This is a genomic window from Paenibacillus sp. FSL R5-0766 (genome assembly GCF_037971845.1).
GTDB lineage: Bacteria > Bacillota > Bacilli > Paenibacillales > Paenibacillaceae > Paenibacillus.
The window spans coordinates 3,940,369-3,962,409 of the sequence record NZ_CP150227.1 but is presented as its reverse complement, the minus strand read 5'-3'; the positions used below and the strand labels follow the sequence as shown (position 1 = coordinate 3,962,409).

Sequence of the window (22,041 nt, the reverse complement as noted above, 5' to 3'; positions counted from 1 at the left end):
CTGATGATGCCATTAGGCATCCTTCGTAATCAAAAGCGGACTTTTTGAACTACCTTTCTTAAAATTGTTTTGCGAAAGTGCGTGCTTGCTCTATAGCTTGTTGCTTGATCTCTTCCGCACGATCTTTATATTGATTGTGCCCCTCAACAAAAATGCCATCAAGCTTCGGCACACCGAGGAATGACATGATAATGCTTAAGTATCGATGACCGGATTCCATCTGAGCAGCTGGACCTTCGGAATAAATGCCGCCGCGCGCTTGAATATGCAACGCTTTTTTGTCAGACAACAGTCCAACAGGACCTTGTTCGGTATAACGAAATGTTTTGCCAGCTACGCAGATCGAGTCCACATAAGCCTTTAGAATAGGAGGGAACGAGAAGTTCCACATCGGGGTTACAAAAACATATTTATCTGCTGAGGCAAATTGATCCGACAGTTCATTCAAACGACTTACTTTCGTCTGCTCTTCGGCAGTCAGATCACTACCCGATTGCAGTTTGCCCCAACCACTGAAGACATCCGCATCGATATGGGGGATATCCGAACGATACAGATCGAGGTGAACAACCTCATCAGACGGGTGACTTTCACGATATGCATCAATAAATGCTTTGCCTGTAGCCATGCTGAAGGAGGTTTCATGATCATGAGGATGGGCAGTAATATACAATAAGGTAGACATGTAGTTCTTCCTCTCTGTGCGATTAATGGGGTGAAGCAATCTTGGCAACGATGAAGCGACCGCAGTAGTATGCATCGTTGCCCCCGTTTTATACGTCAGAAAGGGATATGAATGGATCGATCATGATACTGAATTGGATACTATATGGTGACCAGATACTCAATCCATGTATAATATACAGGACGAGTATTTATTTTCCAAAGACAATAGGATGAGTGAGATGAGCGCACATGGGAATGGACCTGGAGAAGCAACGATTAAGCATTGAAGCAGCGAAATTGTATTATCAGTCCGATTATAGCCAGCAGGATATTGCCGCAAGGTTGGGCGTGTCGCGTCCAACGGTGTCAAGATTACTTCAGTACGCCAAAGATCGTGGATACGTCCGGATTGAAATTATGGACCCGCTGGAGGATATCGACATCATTGCCGGAGAACTTAAGTCGAAGTATGATCTGGATACGGCACTTGTGTGTTTTGCCCCGTTGAAGAGTGATGAGGAAATACAGAAGCATATCAGCAAAAGAGCAGCAGACTACCTTCAAGAGACGGTTCAGGATGCAGATATTATCGGGGTGACTTGGGGAACAACCATGCATGCTGTAGCACGCCAACTTCGTCCCAAGCAGGTGAAAGGTGTCGAAGTCGTGCAATTAAAGGGGGGCGTAAGCCACTCCCATGTCAATACGTATGCCGCTGAGATTGTTCATTTGTTCGCTGAAGCATTCCATACAGTACCAAGGTATCTGCCGCTACCTGTTATTTTCGACAACATTGAAGTGAAAAACATGGTGGAAGCGGATCGGCATATCGGCAGAATCGTGGAACTTGGCAGACAGGCCAACATTGCTTTGTTTACTGTGGGTACTGTGAAAGAAGATGCATTATTGTTCAGGCTCGGTTACTTCAATGAAGAAGAGCAACAATTGCTGATGAACTCCGGTGCAGGTGACATTTGTTCACGCTTTTTCGACGCGGAAGGTCAGTTGATCAGTGAAGAGATTAACAGCAGAACCGTTGGAATTGATCTAGCCGAGTTGAGAAATAAGGAAAAATCAATCCTTGTTGCCGGGGGACAACGCAAAATTGAAGCCATTCACGCCGCGCTCAAAGGTCATTACGCAAATATTCTGGTTACGGATCAGTACACAGCGCAGGCATTACTTCGATTTTAATTTCAAATGGATATGGATGACAACATCTGCCACGCAAAAAGGGCGGATGTTTTGCTTTTTTAGGAAGAAAATATAACGAAGAAGAAATATAAGTGTAACTATGAACAAAAGTTCAAGTTGATTTTTACATATGTTCATGTTAGTGTAAGGGTATAGAAAATAACTAGTTCAGATAAGGGAGAGATTCAATTGACTACACCACAATTAGCTAAAATGATCGACCATACGTTGCTTCGTGCGGACGCAACGCAAAGTGAAATGGCCAAGTTAACCGAAGAAGCAAAGCAATATCAGTTTGCTTCCGTATGTGTTAACCCAGGCTGGGTTGCTTATGCAGCTGAGCAGTTGCAGGGTTCTGGCGTAGATATCTGCACCGTTATTGGTTTCCCTCTGGGAGCATCTACATCGGAGACAAAAGCTTTCGAAACGAAAGATGCGATTGCTAAAGGTGCAACTGAAGTCGATATGGTCATCAATATCAGTGCTTTGAAAGATGGCAAAGATGATTTCGTTGAACAAGATATTCGTGCTGTTGTTGAAGCGGCTGCGGGTAAAGCTTTGGTGAAAGTTATTATTGAAACTTGTCTGTTGACGGATGAAGAGAAAGTACGTGCTTGTCAGGCAGCTGTGCGAGCTGGAGCTGATTTTGTTAAAACTTCTACAGGTTTCTCCACAGGTGGAGCAACGCCAGAAGATATCGCTTTGATGCGTCGTACTGTAGGTCCTGATGTTGGCGTTAAAGCTTCCGGTGGCGTACGTAGCCTGGAAGATATGCAAAAAATGATCGAAGCGGGTGCGACTCGGATCGGTGCAAGCTCTGGCGTGAAGATTATGCAGGGTGGTCAGTCTACATCTTCTTATTAAGCAAAAGCATCTTATCAAGAAAAAAGCTTAATAAATAAAAGTAATGTTATATTCTCTGTACTTGGGCGTTCGACTCAGGTACAGGGAATACAACTTACACTTATATTTTAAATAACGGAACTAATTGTAAGCGCTTCATAAGTTTTCTGAAAGATTACTGATAAGAATGCTTAAGAGCCCTTTGAGCTGAATTTTCACATCCGGCTTAACTACCTTCAAAGGAGAAATCAAATGAAATTTCTAATTGCCATTATCGGCTTACTCGTTGTTTTTGGACTGGCTTATATCGCAAGCAACGGCAAAAAGCAGATTCGTTACCGGCCACTGGCTATCATGATTGTTTTGCAAGTTATACTAGCTTATGCTCTGTTGAATACAGGAGTGGGTACTTTTTTAATTGGCGGTTTCGCGACCGTATTTAAAAGTTTACTCGACTATGCGAATGAAGGTATCGCATTTGTATTTGGGGGTTTGACTACCGTAGGTGCCGAAAGCGGGGGGACACCATTTTTCCTCAGCGTATTGATGCCAATCGTTGTCATCTCTGCACTCATTGGGATACTGCAGTATATCCGAATCTTACCTTTTGTTATAAAATATATTGGTCTGGTATTAAGCAAAATCAACGGAATGGGCAGACTGGAATCATATAACGCGGTTGCTTCGGCTGTATTGGGGCAATCTGAAGTGTTCATTTCTGTGAAAAAACAAATTGGGTTGTTGCCAAAACATCGGCTGTACACCTTGTGTGCTTCGGCGATGTCCACGGTATCGATGTCGATTGTTGGTGCTTATATGACCATGATCGAGCCGAAATATGTGGTTACAGCTCTTGTACTGAACCTGTTTGGCGGATTTATCATTGCTTCGATCGTTAACCCTTATCGGGTGACGGAAGAAGAAGATATATTGGAAGTGCAGGATGAAGAGAAACAATCGTTCTTCGAAATGCTTGGCGAGTACATTCTGGATGGATTCAAAGTTGCTATCATCGTAGCTGCGATGTTAATCGGTTTTGTTGCTTTGATCGCACTTGTTAACGGAATTTTCAGCGCAGTGCTTGGCATTTCGTTCCAGGAGCTACTTGGTTATGTGTTTGCACCATTTGCCTTCATCATGGGTGTTCCATGGAAAGAAGCGATTCAGGCAGGAAGTATTATGGCAACCAAAATGGTATCCAACGAATTCGTAGCTATGCTTAATTTGAAGGAGACTGCAATGTCTGCCAGAACAACGGGTATCGTATCTGTCTTCCTCGTGTCGTTCGCCAACTTCTCCTCCATCGGTATCATTGCTGGTGCGGTGAAGGGACTCCATGAGAAGCAAGGTAATGTGGTCGCCCGCTTCGGTCTGAAACTGCTTTACGGTGCTTCGCTTGTCAGCGTGCTGTCAGCGATCATTACTGGACTGTTCTTGTAAGCTGGATTATTTGGAAGGAGTGCTTAAGTTATGTCAACATTCAAAAGAGTACATCTGGTCGTTATGGATTCTGTAGGAATCGGCGAAGCGCCGGATGCAGCAGAATTTGATGATTTTGATGTAGATACCTTCGGTCACATTGCACGTGAACGCGGAGGTCTGAAAATGCCTCACATGGCCAGTCTTGGACTGTCCAACATCAAAGAAATCGAGGGTGTCCCTGTAGCGGATGCACCTAAAGCGTACTACACCAAGATGCAGGAAGCATCCAGAGGCAAAGACACAATGACAGGTCACTGGGAGCTGATGGGTCTTTACATTGATACACCTTTCCGTGTGTTCGAGAATGGTTTTCCCGATGAGTTGATTCAGCGCATTGAAGAGAAAACGGGCCGCAAGGTGATCGGTAACAAACCGGCCAGTGGCACGGAAATTCTGGATGAGCTGGGTGCAGAGCATGTTGAAACTGGCGCGCTCATCGTGTACACATCAGCGGATTCGGTTCTGCAAATTGCAGCACATGAGGACGTTGTTCCACTGAAAGAACTGTATGAGATCTGTGAGTTCTGCCGTGAGATTACACTTGAAGATCCGTACATGCTGGGCCGCATTATTGCACGTCCATTTGTAGGAGAAGCGGGTAACTGGAAACGTACTGCGAATCGTCATGACTATGCGCTTAAGCCTTTTGGTCGTACTGTTATGAATGAACTGCAAGATAGCGGATTTGATGTGATTGCTTTGGGTAAAATCGCAGATATCTATGATGGCGAAGGTGTAACCAAGGCTGTTCGTACCGTCTCTAACATGGATGGCATGGACAAGTTGTCTGAAACGATGGATGAAGAGTTCACTGGACTCAGCTTCTTGAACCTGGTTGATTTTGATGCCCTGTACGGTCACCGTCGTGATCCACAAGGTTATGCTCAGGCACTTGAAGACTATGATGCACGGCTGCCAGAGATTTTTGCCAAAATGACTAATGATGACCTGCTGCTGATCACTGCTGACCATGGTAACGATCCAACATACCGCGGTACAGACCATACACGTGAATATGTACCACTTCTTGCCTACTCACCGCGCTTCAGCGAGGGCAAAAAGCTTGATTTGCGCAGCACATTTGCTGACCTTGGCGCAACCGTAGCTGAGAACTTTGGAGTGAAAATGCCGGAATATGGTACCAGCTTCCTGAAGGATTTGAAATAAGTTTTTCAAAAACTGGATAGGGGAGGTCGGAGTAGCTTAAGCTGCTCCGGTCCTGCCATCATAATAGACTAATTGTATAACTGGAGGAGATTCATTCATGAGTACACATATTGGAGCAAAACCCGGAGATATCGCAGAAACGATCCTTTTGCCAGGAGACCCTTTGCGCGCGAAATATATTGCAGATACGTACCTCGAAGATGTTGTATGTTACAACGAAGTTCGTGGAATGCTCGGTTACACAGGTACATATCAAGGACACCGGATTTCGGTGCAAGGTTCAGGGATGGGAATTCCGTCCTTTGCAATCTATGCTAACGAATTGATCAGCGAATATGGCGTGAAAAACCTGATTCGTGTGGGTACTTGTGGCGGTATGCAGGAGCATGTACGTGTACGTGACGTCATCCTTGCACAAGCAGCATGTACAGATTCCAGCATGAACAAACACGTATTCGGTGGATATGACTTCTCACCAATCGCTACCTTCTCCCTGCTGAAAGAAGCATATGACCGTGCAACAGCTAAAGGTATGAAGATCCACGTCGGTAACGTATTCAGCTCCGATTCTTTCTACCGCGATGACCGTTCCGTCACCGAGAAGTTGATGAAACACGGCGTACTCGGCGTAGAGATGGAAACAACAGCACTGTACACCATCGCTGCCAAGTTTGGTGTTAACGCACTGACCATCCTGACGGTAAGTGACCACTTGCTGACAGGCGAAGAAACATCTGCCGAAGAGCGTCAAAAAACGTTCAATGACATGATGGTAGTTGCCCTGGACACAGCAATCACACTGTAATTGTTATATTCATAATCAATTGATGTGGATCGAAACTTTTGTTTTAAGCATGGAGTGAAGGAACCGGAATCGATTCTGAAGAAGCGTTAGCGTTCGCCTTTGTCTCCGAGTTTTCCCATTGCAAAATGGATCAAAAAAAATTGGAGACAACAGCGATCGGAGGAACGATCCGGAGCCGTAACGGTTGCTGCACAAAGTGTTTTGTAGGATGACAACAAGATGTTGTTGCATATTATATTCATAATCATTTGATTTGGATCGAAACTTTTGTTTTAAGCACGGAGTGAAGGAACCGGAATCGATTCTGAAGAAGCGTTAGCGTTCGCCTTTGTCTCCGAGTTTTCTCCATTGCAAATGGAATAAAAAAAACTTGGAGACAACAGCGATCAAAAGAACGATCCGGAGCCGGAACGGACTCACAACAAAGTGTTCAATACAATCAATACACACACAAGGAGAGATCATCATGAGAATGGTAGACATTATTGCCAAGAAACGCGACGGAAAAGAACTGACAACAGCTGAGATTGATTTTGTTGTTCAAGGATACACACAAGGAGAGATCCCGGACTATCAAGTCAGCGCATGGGCGATGGCAGTATTCTTCAAAGATATGTCAGACAAGGAACGCGCTGATCTGACAATGTCGATGGTAAATTCCGGTGAAACAATCGACCTGTCCGCTATCGAAGGCATCAAAGTAGACAAGCACTCCACAGGAGGAGTGGGCGATACAACAACACTGGTACTGGCTCCGCTTGTTGCTGCGCTTGATGTTCCTGTTGCCAAAATGTCCGGACGTGGACTTGGTCACACGGGTGGTACAACAGACAAGTTGGAATCCGTTGCTGGTTTCCACGTAGAGCTTGAAAAAGAAGAGTTCATTCGTCTCGTAAACGAACATAAGGTTGCAGTTATTGGACAAAGTGGTAACCTTACGCCTGCAGACAAAAAGCTCTATGCACTGCGTGATGTAACAGCTACCGTTAACTCCATTCCACTGATCGCCAGCTCCATCATGAGTAAGAAAATTGCAGCAGGTGCAGATGCAATCGTATTGGATGTTAAAACGGGTGCTGGTGCATTCATGAAAACAACGGAAGATGCTAAAGAATTGGCACATGCCATGGTAAGCATCGGTAACAATGTTGGCCGTAAAACGATGGCTGTTATCTCCGATATGTCCCAACCACTGGGTCTGGCGATTGGTAACGCACTTGAAGTGAAAGAAGCCATCCTCACACTGCAAGGTAAAGGTCCAAAAGATCTGGAAGAACTGTGTCTGGCACTTGGACGTCAGATGGTATTCCTTGCTGGCAAGGCAGATTCCTTGGAGCACGCTGAGGAGAAATTGAAAGAAGTGATCCAGAACGGTAAAGCACTGGAGAAATTCAAAGATTTCTTGGCAAACCAAGGCGGAGACGCTTCGGTTGTGGATCATCCAGATCGTTTGCCACAAGCACAATATCTGGTTGAAGTCCCAGCAGACAAAGACGGCTATGTTGCCGGAATCGTCGCTGACGAAATCGGAACTGCAGCAATGCTGCTCGGCGCAGGCCGTGCAACAAAAGAGTCTGAGATCGATCTCGCGGTTGGTCTGATGCTGAACAAAAAAGTTGGTGACCCAGTCAAAGCTGGTGAGTCCCTTGTAACGATTCATGCCAATCGTGAAGACGTAGCAGATGTCATCGCGAAGATCAAAGAAAACATTACGATTGCGGATCATGCCGATGCTCCTGTATTGGTTCATGATATCGTAACGGAATAATACAATCAGAGAAGACGAGATGTAATCTCATGTCTGACTGAACATGAAAGCCCCAAAGCGATGTAATCCATCGCTTCGGGGCTTTTTGTCGTTGAGGTGCAAGTTGTTACTACTAGCAACTACGGGCTCTTTATTTTCTCATACGCCATCACCGAATCTGCATTGGTGTAAATATAAGGCGTGGATGGCTCGGCTACAGGTGTCACCTTTGTGGCCCGAATCTCAATCGTATCCTTACCGTTCACCTGTGCAGACCCGATGCTGCCATCGATTTGTACCCAACTGTCTGTAGGGAAGCTATCCGCTTCGGGGATGTGAATCATCACGCCAAAGGGAGCCGCATCAGCAGGGCAGCACATGACCAGAAATCGTCCCAGTGCAAAATGTGATTCATGATCCATGCTTTTGTCCCGATAAACGAACCCGGTTAAGGAGATATCTTTGCCTGCAAATTGTCGTTGGAACATATCGATCGTGCCGAGGGTTTCAGAGAAGATCTCGGGATAGACTCGGATGACCTGTTCTGCATACAACTTCTCCGCCAGTTCAGCGAATTCACGGCTATACTCGTCTGGGGGAATGAATTGTACTTTGGTAGCCGATGCAGGCTGAACGGTCGTTGGTTTTTGTGTGTGATCTTGTACATTCAATTGCGTTGCCGGATCAGGTAAAGGCTCTTTTCGACGAATCTCGGGAGGGGCATAGGTGAGAGACATGCCTTTCTGACTGGCCATGGAACTGCCGAGAGCCCGATCAGGTAACAGAAACCCCAGCAACAAGGGGATAGCAATCAGACCATATACCATTGAGCTACGAAGGAACCCCGAGGGTGGTGGATGTTCACAGTCGCAATGAACCTCGTTTCTGCCGAACAGTCCATGCCAAGCCATGATAATGGCAATAAACAATAAGGGAACAGGACAGCATAATAGCAGTTTTTGCATGGTAGGAGCCAAATAATAATGAAGCGAATCACTTGAATTCAACTGAATAATGTACACTGCCACCCCGCCGATCCAGCCTGCACGGATCAGGTTATGCCATTGGATGACGTGTGACCTTGGAACAGGAGGTTTGGTCATCGTATAGACAGTGTGGTTCATAACATCACCTCATTTCTATTCATAGTCAGGATGAAAGTTCATGGGATTAACCATTTAGGTCATGAAGTATGTTGCTCAACCGTTATACCAGTAGGTTAATCAACCACGAGCCGGCAAAAACGAGCGTAATAATCGCTAGACTTAGACCAATAACAAACCGCGTACGGAAGGTCGAGAGCAGCATCAGGGTGCTTTTGAAATCCAGCATTGGGCCAAGCACAAGGAAGGATACCAGCGGCCCCAGTGCAAACGTATGTGAGAACGCAGAAGCCACAAAAGCATCTGAAGTGGAGCAGAGAGACAATACATAAGCAAATCCCATCATAAACACATAGGAGGCGACAGGACCATTGCCAAGTGAGATCAGATCGCTGCGGCTAATGAATGTCTGGATGCAGGCTGTAATCAGGGCACCGATCACCAGATATTTGCTCATATCGACGAATTCGTCTCCGGCATGAATGAAGAAGCTACGCCAGTTTTTTACATGGTTATGATCATGTGCATTTGCGTGGGCGTGAGGTTGTGCCATTTTAAAACCAGGATGCGTCTTAACCTCTGTCACTGCGACTTTTGGCATCCGAAGGGGATTTCGACGAACGAACACATACACAAGCATGCCTATTGAAGCTGCTACAGCAAAGGCCAGTACCATTCGGGCAATGGTAATCTCAGGATGGGAGGGAAAGGCGAGCAAGGTTGCGGTAAATACGATGGGATTGACTACGGGACCACTCAAGATGAACGTCACTGCGATATAGGCAGGCATGCCTTTGTGCATTAACCGTCTTACTACCGGGATCATGCCACATTCACAGATGGGAAAAATAATACCGAGCAGCCCTGCGACAAGTACACCGCCGATCGGATTCTTGGGTGTAAGTCTGCGGACCATTTCTTCGGATACGAACCACTGCATGAGCGAGGACAATAACACACCCATGAGCAGAAAAGGTGCGGCTTCAAGGAAAATACCTATGAATACGGTTTTCATATTTTGCAAAGCTTCACTGTTCCATGCTTCCTTCAGGTCTGGAGCCATTGTGATCAACACGGGAACAAGAAATGCACAAGGGATCAGGAAGGACAGGAGCTTCAAATTGGCTGCCATTTTCATGAAACAGACCTCCACAACTAGGACTTTGCTAAAATATATGCTTGTACGTGCAGCAACATACATCATTCCTATGTTCTAATCAACATTTTTACGATTAATCAAGATTCTTCATCATATTAGAGTTGACAACCCAAAGAAAACTGCGGTATAGTTCGGATTGATTGTCCTTAATAGTAATTATTACGATTAAGGAAAGGGAGCCTCTTTTTTCTCTCTCATAGGCTCATAAAGAAGATTAGTCAATCCAACTTAAGCAGAGTGGAGGAAGCAGAAATGTCAGATCAACAGGTTCAACAACGGGTTCCAGTAACCGTACTGAGTGGATATTTGGGTGCAGGCAAAACGACACTGCTCAATCATGTGCTTCATAACCGCGAGGGGATGCGGGTTGCTGTCATCGTCAATGATCTCAGTGAGGTTAATATCGATGCAGGTTTAATACGAGATGGTGGAGGATTATCGCGCATTGATGAGAAGTTGGTAGAGATGTCTAATGGTTGCATCTGCTGCACATTGCGGGAGGATCTGCTGAAAGAAGTCGAGCGGCTGGCGCTGGATGGTTCTTTTGACTACATATTGATTGAATCCACGGGTATAGGTGAGCCGGTACCTGTTGCGCAGACGTTTACGTATATCGACGAGGAACTCGGCATTGATTTGACGAAATTCACCCGTCTCGACACGATGGTTACGGTTGTTGATGCTGCCCAGTTCTGGCGTGATTTTTATTCCAAAGAAACATTGAAGGATCGTGGACAGGAAGCCGGGGAGGATGATGTTCGCGGAATCGTTCATCTGTTGACGGATCAAGTGGAATTCTGTGATGTGCTGATTCTGAACAAATGTGATTTGGTGTCGGAGGAAGAACTTTCGAAGCTTGAGAAGGCACTACATGCCATGCAACCGGAAGCTAAGTTGATTCGCACGACACATGGGCAGATTGATCCGAGAGAGATATTGAATACGGGACGTTTTGATTTTGAAAAAGCAAGCCAGTCCGCGGGTTGGATCCGCGAATTAATGAAAGAGGAACATACCCCGGAGACTGAAGAATATGGAATTCATTCATTTGTCTATCATCGTAAACGTCCATTCCACCCAGAACGCTTACTGCGTTGGATTGCGAAATGGCCAGATAACATCGTGCGATCCAAAGGTCTGATGTGGCTGGCGACAAGAAACCATATGGCAATCTCTTTCAGTCATGCAGGCACATCGAAGCAGCTTGCGCCAGCAGGAATATGGGTAGGTGCGATGAGTGAGGAGGAAAGACAACTTCACTTTGGTGATACATTGCCAAGCATACCGGATTGGGATGATGAGTGGGGCGATCGGGTGACGAAATTGGTATTTATCGGCATTGACATGAACCGGGCAGAGATTGAACGTACATTGGATGAGACCCTTCTTACGGAGGAAGAGATGTTAATGAACTGGCGTGAACTGAAAGATCCTTTTCCGGCGTGGAGTTGACAAACGAAAAAGCATCAGCTAATATCATTAAATAGTAATTATTACGATTAAATAAGAGGAGGCAACAACCATGAGAGTCATTGTAACCTTAGCCTGCACCGAGTGCGGGGACCGCAACTATACAACAACCAAGAACAAACGTAACCATCCAGAGAGACTTGAGATGAAGAAGTACTCCCCACGTTTGAAGAAAATGACGATCCACCGGGAAACCAGATAAAATTTTTTGTTATTTTTAAATCGTAATATTTACGAAAAGAGGGAAAGGCATGATACTATCCTCCATGCGTGATGTTGTATTTGGATATGGCAAAGAGCCGGTCATTGATCAACTGTCGCTGGATATCCATGTGGGAGAGTTCATAGGCATTACTGGCCCCAATGGTTCTGCCAAAACGACCCTGTTAAAGCTGCTGCTAGGGCTATTGAAGCCCTGGAGCGGCACGATACATATGAGTCCGCAGTTGAAACGCGGGAACACATCCAATATTGGCTATGTACCCCAGCAGGTGGCATCGTTTAATAGTGGATTTCCCAGCACGGTGAACGAACTGGTCCGATCCGGATGTTATACCAGACTGGGACTATTCCGAAGCTTCACAGCAGAGCAGGATGCCATCGTTGAACGCAGTTTGCGTGAGGTCGGCATGTGGGAATATCGGAATACACGCGTCGGTGAGCTGTCTGGTGGACAGAAGCAGCGGATCTGTATTGCCAGAGCTATGGCTGGGCAACCGCAGGTTCTGGTACTGGATGAGCCAACAACGGGAATGGACCGCCACAGCCGTGAAGGATTTTACAATCTGATGCGCCACTATGCTGATGTTCATGGGTTAACCATTATTATGGTTACTCATGGGCTGGAAGAGATGGGGAATCGATTGGATCGAACGATTACTCTGGAGCGGCAAGAAAGTGAGGAATGGCAGTGTTTGAGTACGAATTCATGCAACGTGCCTTCTGGGCAGGTGGACTGATTGGGGTCATAGCTCCGATTCTGGGTGTCTATCTGATGCTCAGGCGGCAGGTCCTTATGGCAGACACGTTATCCCATGTCTCACTCGCAGGGGTGGCGCTCGGTTCGGTCATGAATCTTAACCCGGTAATCTGCGGATTCGCCATTGCCATTATCGGTGCATTACTGGTTGAACAACTCCGGCGAAGTTACCGAACCTACAGCGAGGTACCTGTGGCGATCATCATGACTTCGGGGCTGGCTCTTGCAGTGGTATTGATGAGTCTCAAAACCAATCTGTCCAAAACATTCAGCTCATACTTATTTGGATCTATTGTCGCGGTTAGCGATATGCAGTTGTGGATGATGGCAGGGGTATGTGTCACGGGATTGCTTTTTTTCATCATTCTCCGAAGACCGCTCTATAGCTTTACGTTTGATGAAGAGACAGCTTCCATTGGAGGCGTTCAGGTGAAAGGATTATCGTTTGCATTTGCCATTCTGACAGGAATGACTGTAGCATCAGCCATGCCGATCGTCGGTGTGCTGCTAGTGTCTGCTCTCATTGTATTGCCCGCTGCCCTGGCACTAAGAGTGTCTCGCAGTTTTACAGCAGCCATCATTGTCGCGGTAATTACAGGTTTAATCGGTATTTTTTGCGGACTCACAACATCTTATCATCTGAATACACCACCGGGAGGAACAATTGCACTCATCCTGTTGGTCTTCCTATTGACTGGAATATCAGCGCAAAAGCTGATTGCACGATATAACCGCAAGCGTCACCGCAAAGAAACGAAATCACAGCACGTCATTCTGGTCAACCATTCTAGGAGGAATACATCACATGAAATTCAGTAAAAAAGCAACGCTTGGATTGTTGTTCAGTCTCACACTTATCGTCGCAGGCTGCGGACAAAAATCCGCTTCTGATGCAAATACAAGTTCTACGGGTGCTGCTAATACAGTCTCCACAGAGAATGAAGCAGCAAAATTAAACGTGCAGGTTAGTTTCTATCCCATGTACGAATTCACTAAAAATGTAGCAGGTGACCTAGCGGATGTACATACCCTCGTTCCAGCAGGTATGGAGCCTCATGATTGGGAGCCCACACCGCAAGATATTGCCAGCATTGAAAAAGCGGATGTGCTTGTATACAACGGTGCGGGTATGGAATCATGGATAGATCAGGTCACCGGAAGTCTGAGCAACGCTTCGCTCATTCAGGTGGAAGCAAGCAAGGGCATCAACCTGCTTGAGGGTGGAGAGCATGATCACCATCATGAAGATTCAGAGGCAACAGAACATGAGCACGATCATGACCATGCGAATGAAGCGACTACAGAAGAGCATGATCACGACCACGATCATGATGCCGAGGCAGAAGAAGGACATGATCACGATCACGGTGGACTCGATCCCCACGTATGGCTGTCGCCTGCACTGGCTGTCAAAGAAGTACGCAATATTGAAACAGGATTAGCGCAGGCTGCTCCAGAACACGCTGAACAGTTCAAGCAGAATGCAGATGCTTACATTGCTCAACTGGAGTCACTGGATCAGGACTTCAAGACCGCTGTGACGGATAGCAAACGCAAGGATTTCATCACCCAACACGCTGCATTTGGTTATCTGGCTAAAGAATATGATCTGCAGCAGGTACCTATTGCCGGGCTATCCCCTGAGCAGGAACCTTCAGCAGCGCAGATGGCATCCGTTATTGATTTTGCGAAAGAGCATCAGGTGAAGACGATTTTCTTCGAAACATTGGTTTCATCCAAAGTGTCTGAGACGATTGCAAGTGAAGTGGGGGCCAAGACGGCTGTATTGAACCCGATTGAGGGACTCACCGAGGAAGAAATTGCGGCGGGAATGGACTACATTAGCGTGATGAAACAGAATCTGGAGGCACTGAAACTGGCGCTGAACGAATAATAAAAGATCAATTTGATGCCTGTCACCGAAAAGGGTACAATAATACAACATGCTGAGGAATGGAGTGCCATTCCTTTGCCTTTTTGCGAAGCAGAGAGCACAGTGATGTGCTCTCTGCTTCGTTTAAGGTGACCGGATTGAGAAGAAACAGGAGGAAGCAGTAGATGAATTCAAATGAGGAACATGAAGTGCTGTTAAGTGAACAGCCCGCCCATCTGTGGAGACGGCGTAAGCTGGAGCTGATGCACTGGACGGAACGTGATAAACATACGGTATCCGCGAAGAAAACGGAGATATGGAATGGCGTTGAAGTGGATGCCGAGCTTGTGAACGCATTGTCCATACTTCAGAATGCGGGCGTGAAGACTGAATTTTCATGTGCAGGGGTGAGTCCGCTTGATGAACCTGTCGATCATTCCCTTTATGCTTATGTTACCCTGATACAAAGTGAGGTTGCAGATCAATTCGTGCACTATGCTCTCCGTCAGATGCGGAATCGACTGCTTGTTACGCTAGAGACTGAAAAGGGCCGCTATGATCTATCTTCTTTTTTCATTGGACACAATCGGAGCTTCTGCTGGTGGATAGAGCACTGTGCCCTACAGTTCGGAAGCCGAAACGAATCGAGTGAAAAAAGCGTAGTATAAAGGATAGGCTTGTTTATTTGAAGGTAAAGGAGGTATGGCACGATTGAATAAGTGGGTCAAAACGATACTTTTTCTACTAGGCTCCGTCTTTCTTACACGATTCATCCCATTTTCGTCCTTGTTCCGTAACCTGGATACGATGATTCACGAATTCGGTCATGCACTAATGACACTGGTATTGTCCGGTAAAGTGCTGCGCATTGAATTGTACGCTGATCATAGTGGTGTAACTTACTCTTCCATGCTGACGCCAGGCAGATCGATCCTGGTTTCTCTTGCGGGATATATCAGTGCATCACTGTTCGCCTGGCTGTTGTTCTACTTATACCGCAAAGGCTTGCACATGTGGGGACTCGGTATTATGACGGCTGTCGCTCTGGTGTCACTCCTGTTATATGTAAGAGGGGAGTTTGGCATGTTATGGCTGACCGGGTTCATTGTACTGAACGTTGTCATTATGATTTTTGGTGCCAAGATCGTGAAGTTCTATTATCTGTTACTGGCGTTTCTTACGCTGGAAGAGTCGGTCGTTAGTGCCGTATACGTTGGATTAATGTCCTGGACTCAGCCTTCACGGGCAGGGGATGCAGCGAATCTCGCTCAGCAGACGTTCCTTCCCGCGCTGTTCTGGGGCACGTTGTTCGCTTTGTTTGCACTGTGGTGTGCGAACAGAGCACTCGGTCTCTTTTTCCGCAAAGAAAGCACTTCGCGATCGTCACGGTCTCGGGGATTACGAAGAGCTTAACGTTGTATAGTAACACCAGAAGGCACTTCCTTTTTCGACAAAGGAGGTGCTTTTTACTTTATTTCCCCAATTCGTCCCATAAGACGTAAAAGTAATAGATTTCTTCCATGATCGCCTGATCATCCTCTGCTGCAATGCCGCCTTTGATCCGTGCTAGGACACCGAGTATATCATAGATCATCTCACGTTCCACACTGTATTGAATTCGGTTGACGATTTGATCCCAGGCCTTCATTGCATACTCAACCTGGGACTTGGCTGCCGTCCACTGTTTGCTCTCAACGTGCTTTTCCAGCTTCTGCACTGATTCGAGCAATCGATCTTGGGTACCAAATGGTTTTTTGAGATATGTTCCGCCAGCCATGATCGCTACGAATAGCAAGATCAAAAAGATCGGAAGTACATATAGCAACCAGAAACGTGTTTTCATTCAACCACCTCCCGCAATGTGAACATTTAGAATGGTCCTTCATAGTCACCCATATCCACTTTCTCGTTAAAATGATCATCGAAGAGATCAATGTACAATTTGTCATTGGGTAAAATGGCAGCAAATGCAATATCCTGAATCGTTATTTTTTTCTTTTTTAACTGTTCGGTAAGCCACTGGATGTCCTTATGTCTCTCATACAGGTTCTGTTTGATCAGAACACCATCAATGATCAGTTCGGTCATCAGCTTGCTTTTCGGCGGATGCATATGCATATCTTTAGCTGTAAGAGGCTGATTCTCCGGTTTTAACACCACAGAGAGACTTCCATCGGGTTCCATGATTGCATAGTTGATTGTAGTGATATCAAATACATCCTTTTGGCGAAGCATGACGGTCAGTTCGTCGAATTTCACACGCATTTTATGCAGGTTTTGTTCCAGAATTTTGCCTTCCTGAATCACCAGGGTAGGATCGGAATCCATCAATTTGGAGAGAGTTCGATTTTTCATCGTTATGAACTGAAATATGATTGTAATGACTGTGAAAATGGTCAAGGCGACAAAATGAATCCATGCTTTAGAGGATAACTCCGTCGCAAATGTTCCTGCGATGGAACCGATGGTGATCCCGTTAATGTAATCAAAATACGTCAAGTTACCCATCTGTTGTTTGCCCAGTACCCTTGTATAGATGATCAAGGTTATAAAGGCGATAATCGACCGTACGGCAACAACCCATGTTTCTTCCATCATGTATGTATCACCTTCCTTTACTTCACTTCGCATAGTACTATAACAAGCTTTTCCTATGCTGGAGGATCTTATGCTTGAACGCAAAAAACCGAAACCTGGGTATGTATCCCAAGCTTCGGTCTCTAAAATTCTCTATATTAGTTGAACTGATTATTTACACGTAACGGAGAGGAAAGAAAAAACTTTCATCGGAGTGTCTGTGTAAGAAATCGTTAAACACCGGAATAGGCCATAAATCCGCCATCTACCGGAATGACTGTACCAGTGACAAAGCCGGACTGTCTTTCATCCGCAAGCCACATCAATGTACCAAGCAGGTCTTCCGGCTTGCCAAAGCGGCGCATGGGTGTATGAGCAATAATTTTACTGGAACGTTCCGTTGGTGAGCCGTCTGGTTGCAGTAATAAATTACGGTTTTGCTCGGTCAGGAAGAACCCGGGTGCAATAGCATTGACACGAATTCCGGATTCGGCCAGATGCACGGCGAGCCACTGCGTGAAGTTGTTAATGGCTGCCTTCGCAGCGCTGTACGCTGGAACTTTGGTCATGGGCGATGGGGCACTCATGGAAGAAATGTTTATGACAGTAGCGGGAACATCGCGCTCTATCATATGTTTTGCAAAGATCTGAGTGGGGATGAGAGAACCGACAAAATTCAGATCCATCACTTGACGAAATCCCTCTACACTTACATCGAAAAATGTAGTGACATCGCTCTTTTCCAGATCTTCCAATCTAAAAATTTCATTCGTGGTGTTGGCACTGGCATTATTGCCACCCGCGCCATTGATCAGAATATCACATGGTCCAAGCTGTTCCAGCACCGCATCTGCCGCAGCTTGCACACTATCGGCCTGGGTTACGTCACAGGCAATAGCAATCGCTCTGCCACCCGCAGCTTCAATCGCAGCTACAACTTCCTGTCCCTTGGACACCGTGCGGTTCAGGATGGCTACACTTGCACCGTGCCGAGCGAGTTCTTCCGCCATGGAGCGGCATAATACTCCAGCACCTCCGGTGATTACAGCCGTTCTGCCTTCGAGACGAGATGAGCGTTCATATTGGTGTTCACTCATGCTTTTGCCCTCCTTTGCAGGGAATCCCAGACGCCCCAGAGATACATGATCCCCAAAGCCCGGTCATAGAGTCCATAACCAGGTCGGCACTGTTCTCCCCAGAGATGACGACCGTGGTCGGGTCTTGCATAACCTTCATAACCGATATCGTGATAAGCCTCAACAACCCCTGCAATATCAACACTGCCATCCTGACTGCGATGTGAGGTTTCAATAAAGTCGCCATTATCGTAGATTTTTACATTACGAATGTGGGCAAATGGAATCCGATCCTTGAACTCGTGTATCATCCCGATGATGTCATTATCGGCATTCGCTCCCAAAGAGCCGCTGCATAACGTCACGCTATGGTAAGGGCTATCATAAAGATTCAAATATTTCCGAACATTCTCCTGACTTGTAATAATCTTTGGTAATCCAAAGATTGGCCATGGCGGGTCATCCGGATGGATGGCCATTCGAATCCCCAGCCGTTCGGCTGTAGGCATAATCTCTTGCAAGAAATAACGTGCGTGCTCCCACATATGATCCTCGGTTACATCCTTGTAGGCTTCGAACAGACCTGTTAAATACTGCAATCGTTCTGGTTCCCAACCTGGCATGGTGAGTGCGGAGTTTTCCGTAATGCGTCGAACGAGTTCTAGAGGTTCTATATCTGCGAGTTTACTGTGCTCATAGAAGAGGGCCGTTGAGCCATCCTCCATTTCCTTGTGCATATCCGTGCGAAGCCAGTCGAAGATCGGCATAAAGTTGTAACAGATGACCTTCACACCAACTTGAGCCAGTTTCTCCATTGTTTTAATATAGTTCGCAATGTATTTATCCCTTGATGGCAGGCCTAACTTGATATCCTCATGGATGTTCACACTCTCAACGACATCCAGATGTAACCCGGCCTTGTCCGCTGCTGTTTTGACAGCGAGTATTTTGTCCATCGGCCATTCCTCACCAGCTGGAACATCGTGCAGTGCCCACACAATACCTTCAACACCCGGAATCTGCCGGATATGATCCAGCGTTACCGTATCATTACCTTCGCCGAACCAGCGAAAAACCATTCTCATCACGTTCACCTCATCATGAATAGTAGGAAGAAAAATTCAGTCATTGAAAATAGGACGGATATGTATCCTGCAGGACAGCCAAATCGGTGACAGTTAAATGCAAATGTTCCTGCATCAGTCGCTCTGCTGTGTCGGCATCATGCTGCTGAATGGCCTTGACCATAGACCGGTGCTGTTCAATCAGGTGATCCCACTGGTGGTCCGAGGACAGGCGTAACATGCGACTTCGATTCAAATGTACATTCATCTGCTGGATAACAGTCCAGGTGTTGCTTTTGTTGCAGCCTGCAAAAAGAGTGCTATGGAATTCCTCATCCAATTGGAACATTCGTTCATCATCCGGTTTGACCCTGCATTCCTGTTGCCACGCAAGGTTCTGTTCAAGAGCTACCATCTGTTCGTTCGGAAAGTTCTCGCAGGCGAGCCTGATTACGGCTCGTTCGAGCTGTTCACGCATGAACCGTGCTTCCTCAACGAGATCGACCTGAATCAGAGAGACGTATGTGCCACGCTGTGGATACACTTCCAGCAGACCTTCCTGTGCAAGCCTTACAAAACTTTCTCGAACAGGTGTCCGGCTGACCTGGAACTCCAGCGAAATTTCCTTCTCAGAAATAGCTGTTCCCGGAGGCATTTTCAAACTCAAAATGAGTTGTTTCAGCGTGAAGTAAACGACATCTCGCGTTGAGTAAGACTGCTTATTATTCATGGAAGACATATTGCTCGCAACAGGCAACAAACCGGTTTTGGATGATAACTTTGGGGTATATTCCACAACTTCAACTCCTTCAATGACATACTACCATACTTGTATGGTAGTATGGAAGCGCTTTATAAGTATTATATTAAATTTAGTTGATGGTTCACTTGCAGTTCAAGTAATTAAAGAGTACAATTCAGTCATTAGGTTCGAATGTTTAAACCAACAGACACCAAACGGAGAAAATAGACGTAGAAATAATGAAGAAGAAATAGTATAGAGGTGAAACCGTGGGACAAAAAGCAATTAGCGTTTTTCAAACCTGTATTCCGTTATTTCAGGTGTTAAGTGACAACCATCGTCAATCCATTTTGCTGACACTTACCGAGAAGGGCAGAATGACGGTAAATGAAATTACCGAACAATCCAGCCTATCCCGCCCAGCCATATCTCATCATCTCAAGCTGTTGTTAGAGAAGGGACTTATATCTGTGGAACAGAAGGGGACACAGCGCTATTATTCGGCTTCATTGAATGCATCGGTGGAACTGCTGAAGGAACTGGTAGCTGCTTTGGAAGAAGAGTGTCTGTAGAGTAATAGTGATCAAACATGCTTTTGCATGTGTCTTATAGGTTCGTAAGTTTAAACGCTTGATCAATAATGAATAGAGGAGTATGTATATATGACAACGACGATACAGGAAGTAACCAGTCAGGAAGTTGAACAGATCTTGGAGCAGCAACGACAGTTCTTTCGTTCCGGGGCAACACGATCGGCAGAAGCTCGAATTGCCCGTCTGACCCAACTGAAGCAGGCCATTCAAAAGTACGAATCCAGACTGACAGAAGCTCTCTATCAGGATTTGGGCAAAAGTGAGTTCGAATCCTACACAACCGAGATCGGATTTATGATGGATAGCATCACACACACCATTCGTAAAGTGAATAAATGGGTGAAACCCGTTAAAGTGAAAACGCAAATGGCACTCCTTGGTTCGAAAAGTTATATCATACCCGAACCCTACGGGGCGGTTCTAATTATCGGACCGTTTAATTATCCTTTTCAACTCTTAATCGAACCATTGGTTGGTGCGATTGCAGCAGGTAACACAGCCGTGCTCAAAGCGTCAGAGAATACACCTGCGGTGTCCGCTGTTGTACGTGAAATGATTGCGAGCGTGTTCGAACCGGCATACGTACAAGTGCTTGATGGTGCAAAAGATACAACGACAGCGCTGATTAACGCGCCATTCGACTATATCTTTTTTACAGGCAGTGTACCGGTAGGCAAGATTGTGATGGAGGCAGCTGCCAAAAATCTCGTTCCCGTTACGTTAGAACTTGGAGGCAAGAGCCCTGTCATCGTGGATGAACAGGCGGATATCAAAGTAGCAGCTGAGCGCATTATATGGGGCAAACTGCTCAATACAGGACAGACCTGTATCGCACCCGATTATTTACTTGTGCATGAGCGCGTGAAGGAAGCGTTAATTACAGAGATGAAGGCAGCAATCGTGTCTTTCTTTGGTTCGGATATCCAGCACAACAAGGACTATGGGCGAATCGTGAACAAGGGACATTTTAAACGTCTGACAACTCTGATTGAACGGGATCACGCCAAAGTGATCTATGGGGGAGCTTCGGATGAGGAAGATCGCTTCATTGAACCTACGCTGATTGATGCGGAGTCCTGGGAAGCAGCAACGATGGAAGATGAGATTTTTGGACCGATTCTGCCGATCATTAGCTACCGTAATCTCGATGAAGCCATTGTAGAAATCGTCAAGCGGCCGAAACCACTCGCCTTGTATCTGTTTACTTCCGACACCCAGATTCAGGACAAAGTGCTGCGTGAAGTTTCTTTTGGAGGCGGCTGCATTAACGACACCATCACGCATGTTGCTAATCCGCGTCTGCCGTTTGGTGGTGTTGGTCATTCGGGTGTTGGTTCGTATCATGGGCAGTACAGCTTCGAAACCTTCTCTCATCTCAAAAGTGTACTGAAAAAAAGCACCAAATTGAATCTGCCGATTCTGTATCCACCGTATGATAACAAGCTGAAGTTGATTAAGCGTTTGTTGAAATAAAAAATAAGAAAGACAAACAGCCTGCTAC

The 22,041-nt window shown here is 46.0% G+C and carries 23 protein-coding genes; 15 read left to right on the top strand and 8 right to left on the bottom strand.

Translation table 11 applies throughout. The features are described from left to right. Positions 1–58: 58 nt before the first annotated feature. Positions 59–685 (bottom strand): FMN-dependent NADH-azoreductase, encoded by a 627-nt coding sequence (locus MKY66_RS16950; RefSeq protein ID WP_076215424.1) that lies wholly within the window; start codon positions 683–685, stop codon positions 59–61. Positions 686–921: 236 nt separating this feature from the next. On the opposite strand from MKY66_RS16950, the gene MKY66_RS16945 reads away from it, so the two are divergent. The 6 genes from MKY66_RS16945 (at position 922) to MKY66_RS16920 (ending at position 7,925) form a co-directional block, all read left to right on the top strand. Further along, positions 922–1,860 (top strand): sugar-binding transcriptional regulator, encoded by a 939-nt coding sequence (locus tag MKY66_RS16945; RefSeq protein WP_062836066.1) that lies wholly within the window; start codon positions 922–924, stop codon positions 1,858–1,860. A gap of 213 nt (positions 1,861–2,073) precedes the next feature. Further along, a complete protein-coding gene (deoC, locus tag MKY66_RS16940) occupies positions 2,074–2,724 on the top strand; it encodes a deoxyribose-phosphate aldolase (protein ID WP_076215422.1) in 651 nt (216 codons plus the stop codon). A 231-nt stretch (positions 2,725–2,955) separates the two neighbouring features. Further along, entirely contained in the window at positions 2,956–4,143 is a 1,188-nt protein-coding gene (locus MKY66_RS16935) for a NupC/NupG family nucleoside CNT transporter (protein WP_076215419.1), read from the top strand. A gap of 30 nt (positions 4,144–4,173) precedes the next feature. Beyond that, the gene (deoB, locus tag MKY66_RS16930) at positions 4,174–5,352 is read left to right on the top strand and encodes a phosphopentomutase (RefSeq protein WP_076215417.1); all 1,179 of its coding nucleotides are present in this window, start codon (positions 4,174–4,176) and stop codon (positions 5,350–5,352) included. A gap of 97 nt (positions 5,353–5,449) precedes the next feature. Further along, positions 5,450–6,157: a purine-nucleoside phosphorylase gene (deoD, locus tag MKY66_RS16925; RefSeq protein ID WP_017688193.1), complete on the top strand. Its 708-nt coding sequence runs from the start codon at positions 5,450–5,452 to the stop codon at positions 6,155–6,157. Positions 6,158–6,623: 466 nt separating this feature from the next. Then, complete coding sequence (locus MKY66_RS16920; RefSeq protein ID WP_076215414.1) at positions 6,624–7,925, top strand: pyrimidine-nucleoside phosphorylase; 1,302 nt, start codon at positions 6,624–6,626, stop codon at positions 7,923–7,925. 119 nt (positions 7,926–8,044) lie between these two features. Here the strand turns inward: MKY66_RS16920 and MKY66_RS16915 are convergent, their stop codons facing one another. Both MKY66_RS16915 and MKY66_RS16910 read right to left on the bottom strand, forming a co-directional pair. Further along, positions 8,045–9,028 (bottom strand): TIGR03943 family protein, encoded by a 984-nt coding sequence (locus MKY66_RS16915; RefSeq protein WP_083657313.1) that lies wholly within the window; start codon positions 9,026–9,028, stop codon positions 8,045–8,047. Between the two features lie 82 nt (positions 9,029–9,110). Beyond that, complete coding sequence (locus MKY66_RS16910; RefSeq protein ID WP_076215411.1) at positions 9,111–10,145, bottom strand: permease; 1,035 nt, start codon at positions 10,143–10,145, stop codon at positions 9,111–9,113. A gap of 273 nt (positions 10,146–10,418) precedes the next feature. Between MKY66_RS16910 and MKY66_RS16905 the strand changes: the two genes are divergently transcribed. The 7 genes from MKY66_RS16905 to MKY66_RS16875 all read left to right on the top strand — a co-directional run bounded on the left by MKY66_RS16905 (position 10,419) and on the right by MKY66_RS16875 (position 15,901). After that, positions 10,419–11,618, top strand: a complete 1,200-nt coding sequence (locus tag MKY66_RS16905; RefSeq protein WP_076215409.1) for a GTP-binding protein — start codon at positions 10,419–10,421, stop codon at positions 11,616–11,618. A 70-nt stretch (positions 11,619–11,688) separates the two neighbouring features. Next, positions 11,689–11,838, top strand: a complete 150-nt coding sequence (gene rpmG, locus MKY66_RS16900; protein WP_036613813.1) for a 50S ribosomal protein L33 — start codon at positions 11,689–11,691, stop codon at positions 11,836–11,838. 49 nt (positions 11,839–11,887) lie between these two features. Next, positions 11,888–12,595: a metal ABC transporter ATP-binding protein gene (locus MKY66_RS16895; protein ID WP_076215406.1), complete on the top strand. Its 708-nt coding sequence runs from the start codon at positions 11,888–11,890 to the stop codon at positions 12,593–12,595. Next, on the top strand, positions 12,541–13,434 hold the full coding sequence (locus tag MKY66_RS16890; RefSeq protein ID WP_076215404.1) for a metal ABC transporter permease: 894 nt from the start codon (positions 12,541–12,543) through the stop codon (positions 13,432–13,434). The genes MKY66_RS16895 and MKY66_RS16890 overlap by 55 nt, the downstream gene beginning before the upstream one ends. Then, complete coding sequence (locus tag MKY66_RS16885; RefSeq protein WP_076215401.1) at positions 13,421–14,509, top strand: metal ABC transporter substrate-binding protein; 1,089 nt, start codon at positions 13,421–13,423, stop codon at positions 14,507–14,509. Before MKY66_RS16890 ends, MKY66_RS16885 begins: the two co-directional genes overlap by 14 nt. Positions 14,510–14,673: 164 nt before the next feature. Next, positions 14,674–15,156, top strand: a complete 483-nt coding sequence (locus tag MKY66_RS16880; RefSeq protein WP_076215398.1) for a hypothetical protein — start codon at positions 14,674–14,676, stop codon at positions 15,154–15,156. A 43-nt stretch (positions 15,157–15,199) separates the two neighbouring features. After that, complete coding sequence (locus tag MKY66_RS16875; protein ID WP_076215396.1) at positions 15,200–15,901, top strand: M50 family metallopeptidase; 702 nt, start codon at positions 15,200–15,202, stop codon at positions 15,899–15,901. 58 nt (positions 15,902–15,959) lie between these two features. Here MKY66_RS16875 and MKY66_RS16870 read toward each other — a convergent pair whose 3' ends face one another. The 5 genes from MKY66_RS16870 to MKY66_RS16850 all read right to left on the bottom strand — a co-directional run bounded on the left by MKY66_RS16870 (position 15,960) and on the right by MKY66_RS16850 (position 19,944). Continuing rightward, entirely contained in the window at positions 15,960–16,331 is a 372-nt protein-coding gene (locus MKY66_RS16870; RefSeq protein ID WP_076215394.1) for a DUF4363 family protein, read from the bottom strand. Positions 16,332–16,357: 26 nt separating this feature from the next. Continuing rightward, positions 16,358–17,086, bottom strand: a complete 729-nt coding sequence (locus MKY66_RS16865) for a DUF421 domain-containing protein (protein WP_256704321.1) — start codon at positions 17,084–17,086, stop codon at positions 16,358–16,360. Positions 17,087–17,298: 212 nt separating this feature from the next. Beyond that, positions 17,299–18,162, bottom strand: coding sequence for an SDR family oxidoreductase (locus MKY66_RS16860; RefSeq protein ID WP_076215391.1), 864 nt, complete (start codon positions 18,160–18,162; stop codon positions 17,299–17,301). Further along, positions 18,159–19,226 carry a mannonate dehydratase gene (uxuA, locus tag MKY66_RS16855; protein WP_076215389.1) on the bottom strand — a complete coding sequence of 356 codons (1,068 nt, stop codon included), beginning with the start codon at positions 19,224–19,226 and terminating at the stop codon, positions 18,159–18,161. Before uxuA ends, MKY66_RS16860 begins: the two co-directional genes overlap by 4 nt. 40 nt (positions 19,227–19,266) lie before the next feature. Further along, positions 19,267–19,944, bottom strand: coding sequence for a GntR family transcriptional regulator (locus MKY66_RS16850; protein ID WP_026081054.1), 678 nt, complete (start codon positions 19,942–19,944; stop codon positions 19,267–19,269). Positions 19,945–20,216: 272 nt separating this feature from the next. On the opposite strand from MKY66_RS16850, the gene MKY66_RS16845 reads away from it, so the two are divergent. Together MKY66_RS16845 and MKY66_RS16840 are read left to right on the top strand one after the other, a co-directional pair. Next, positions 20,217–20,519 carry a metalloregulator ArsR/SmtB family transcription factor gene (locus tag MKY66_RS16845; RefSeq protein WP_017688208.1) on the top strand — a complete coding sequence of 101 codons (303 nt, stop codon included), beginning with the start codon at positions 20,217–20,219 and terminating at the stop codon, positions 20,517–20,519. Positions 20,520–20,609: 90 nt separating this feature from the next. Beyond that, on the top strand, positions 20,610–22,013 hold the full coding sequence (locus MKY66_RS16840) for an aldehyde dehydrogenase (RefSeq protein ID WP_076215386.1): 1,404 nt from the start codon (positions 20,610–20,612) through the stop codon (positions 22,011–22,013). The last annotated feature ends 28 nt before the right edge of the window (positions 22,014–22,041 follow it).

Coding starts and splice junctions, on each gene's coding strand:
- deoB (WP_076215417.1), top strand. CDS start 4,174: ATGTCAACATTCAAAAGAGTACATCTGGTCGTTATGGATTCTGTAGGA.
- MKY66_RS16880 (WP_076215398.1), top strand. CDS start 14,674: ATGAATTCAAATGAGGAACATGAAGTGCTGTTAAGTGAACAGCCCGCC.
- MKY66_RS16935 (WP_076215419.1), top strand. CDS start 2,956: ATGAAATTTCTAATTGCCATTATCGGCTTACTCGTTGTTTTTGGACTG.
- rpmG (WP_036613813.1), top strand. CDS start 11,689: ATGAGAGTCATTGTAACCTTAGCCTGCACCGAGTGCGGGGACCGCAAC.
- MKY66_RS16910 (WP_076215411.1), bottom strand. CDS start 10,145: ATGAAAATGGCAGCCAATTTGAAGCTCCTGTCCTTCCTGATCCCTTGT.
- MKY66_RS16865 (WP_256704321.1), bottom strand. CDS start 17,086: ATGATGGAAGAAACATGGGTTGTTGCCGTACGGTCGATTATCGCCTTT.
- MKY66_RS16850 (WP_026081054.1), bottom strand. CDS start 19,944: ATGTCTTCCATGAATAATAAGCAGTCTTACTCAACGCGAGATGTCGTT.
- deoD (WP_017688193.1), top strand. CDS start 5,450: ATGAGTACACATATTGGAGCAAAACCCGGAGATATCGCAGAAACGATC.
- MKY66_RS16870 (WP_076215394.1), bottom strand. CDS start 16,331: ATGAAAACACGTTTCTGGTTGCTATATGTACTTCCGATCTTTTTGATC.
- deoC (WP_076215422.1), top strand. CDS start 2,074: ATGATCGACCATACGTTGCTTCGTGCGGACGCAACGCAAAGTGAAATG.
- MKY66_RS16920 (WP_076215414.1), top strand. CDS start 6,624: ATGAGAATGGTAGACATTATTGCCAAGAAACGCGACGGAAAAGAACTG.
- uxuA (WP_076215389.1), bottom strand. CDS start 19,226: ATGAGAATGGTTTTTCGCTGGTTCGGCGAAGGTAATGATACGGTAACG.
- MKY66_RS16895 (WP_076215406.1), top strand. CDS start 11,888: ATGATACTATCCTCCATGCGTGATGTTGTATTTGGATATGGCAAAGAG.
- MKY66_RS16860 (WP_076215391.1), bottom strand. CDS start 18,162: ATGAGTGAACACCAATATGAACGCTCATCTCGTCTCGAAGGCAGAACG.
- MKY66_RS16905 (WP_076215409.1), top strand. CDS start 10,419: ATGTCAGATCAACAGGTTCAACAACGGGTTCCAGTAACCGTACTGAGT.
- MKY66_RS16950 (WP_076215424.1), bottom strand. CDS start 685: ATGTCTACCTTATTGTATATTACTGCCCATCCTCATGATCATGAAACC.
- MKY66_RS16840 (WP_076215386.1), top strand. CDS start 20,610: ATGACAACGACGATACAGGAAGTAACCAGTCAGGAAGTTGAACAGATC.
- MKY66_RS16890 (WP_076215404.1), top strand. CDS start 12,541: ATGGCAGTGTTTGAGTACGAATTCATGCAACGTGCCTTCTGGGCAGGT.
- MKY66_RS16885 (WP_076215401.1), top strand. CDS start 13,421: ATGAAATTCAGTAAAAAAGCAACGCTTGGATTGTTGTTCAGTCTCACA.
- MKY66_RS16915 (WP_083657313.1), bottom strand. CDS start 9,028: ATGAACCACACTGTCTATACGATGACCAAACCTCCTGTTCCAAGGTCA.
- MKY66_RS16945 (WP_062836066.1), top strand. CDS start 922: ATGGACCTGGAGAAGCAACGATTAAGCATTGAAGCAGCGAAATTGTAT.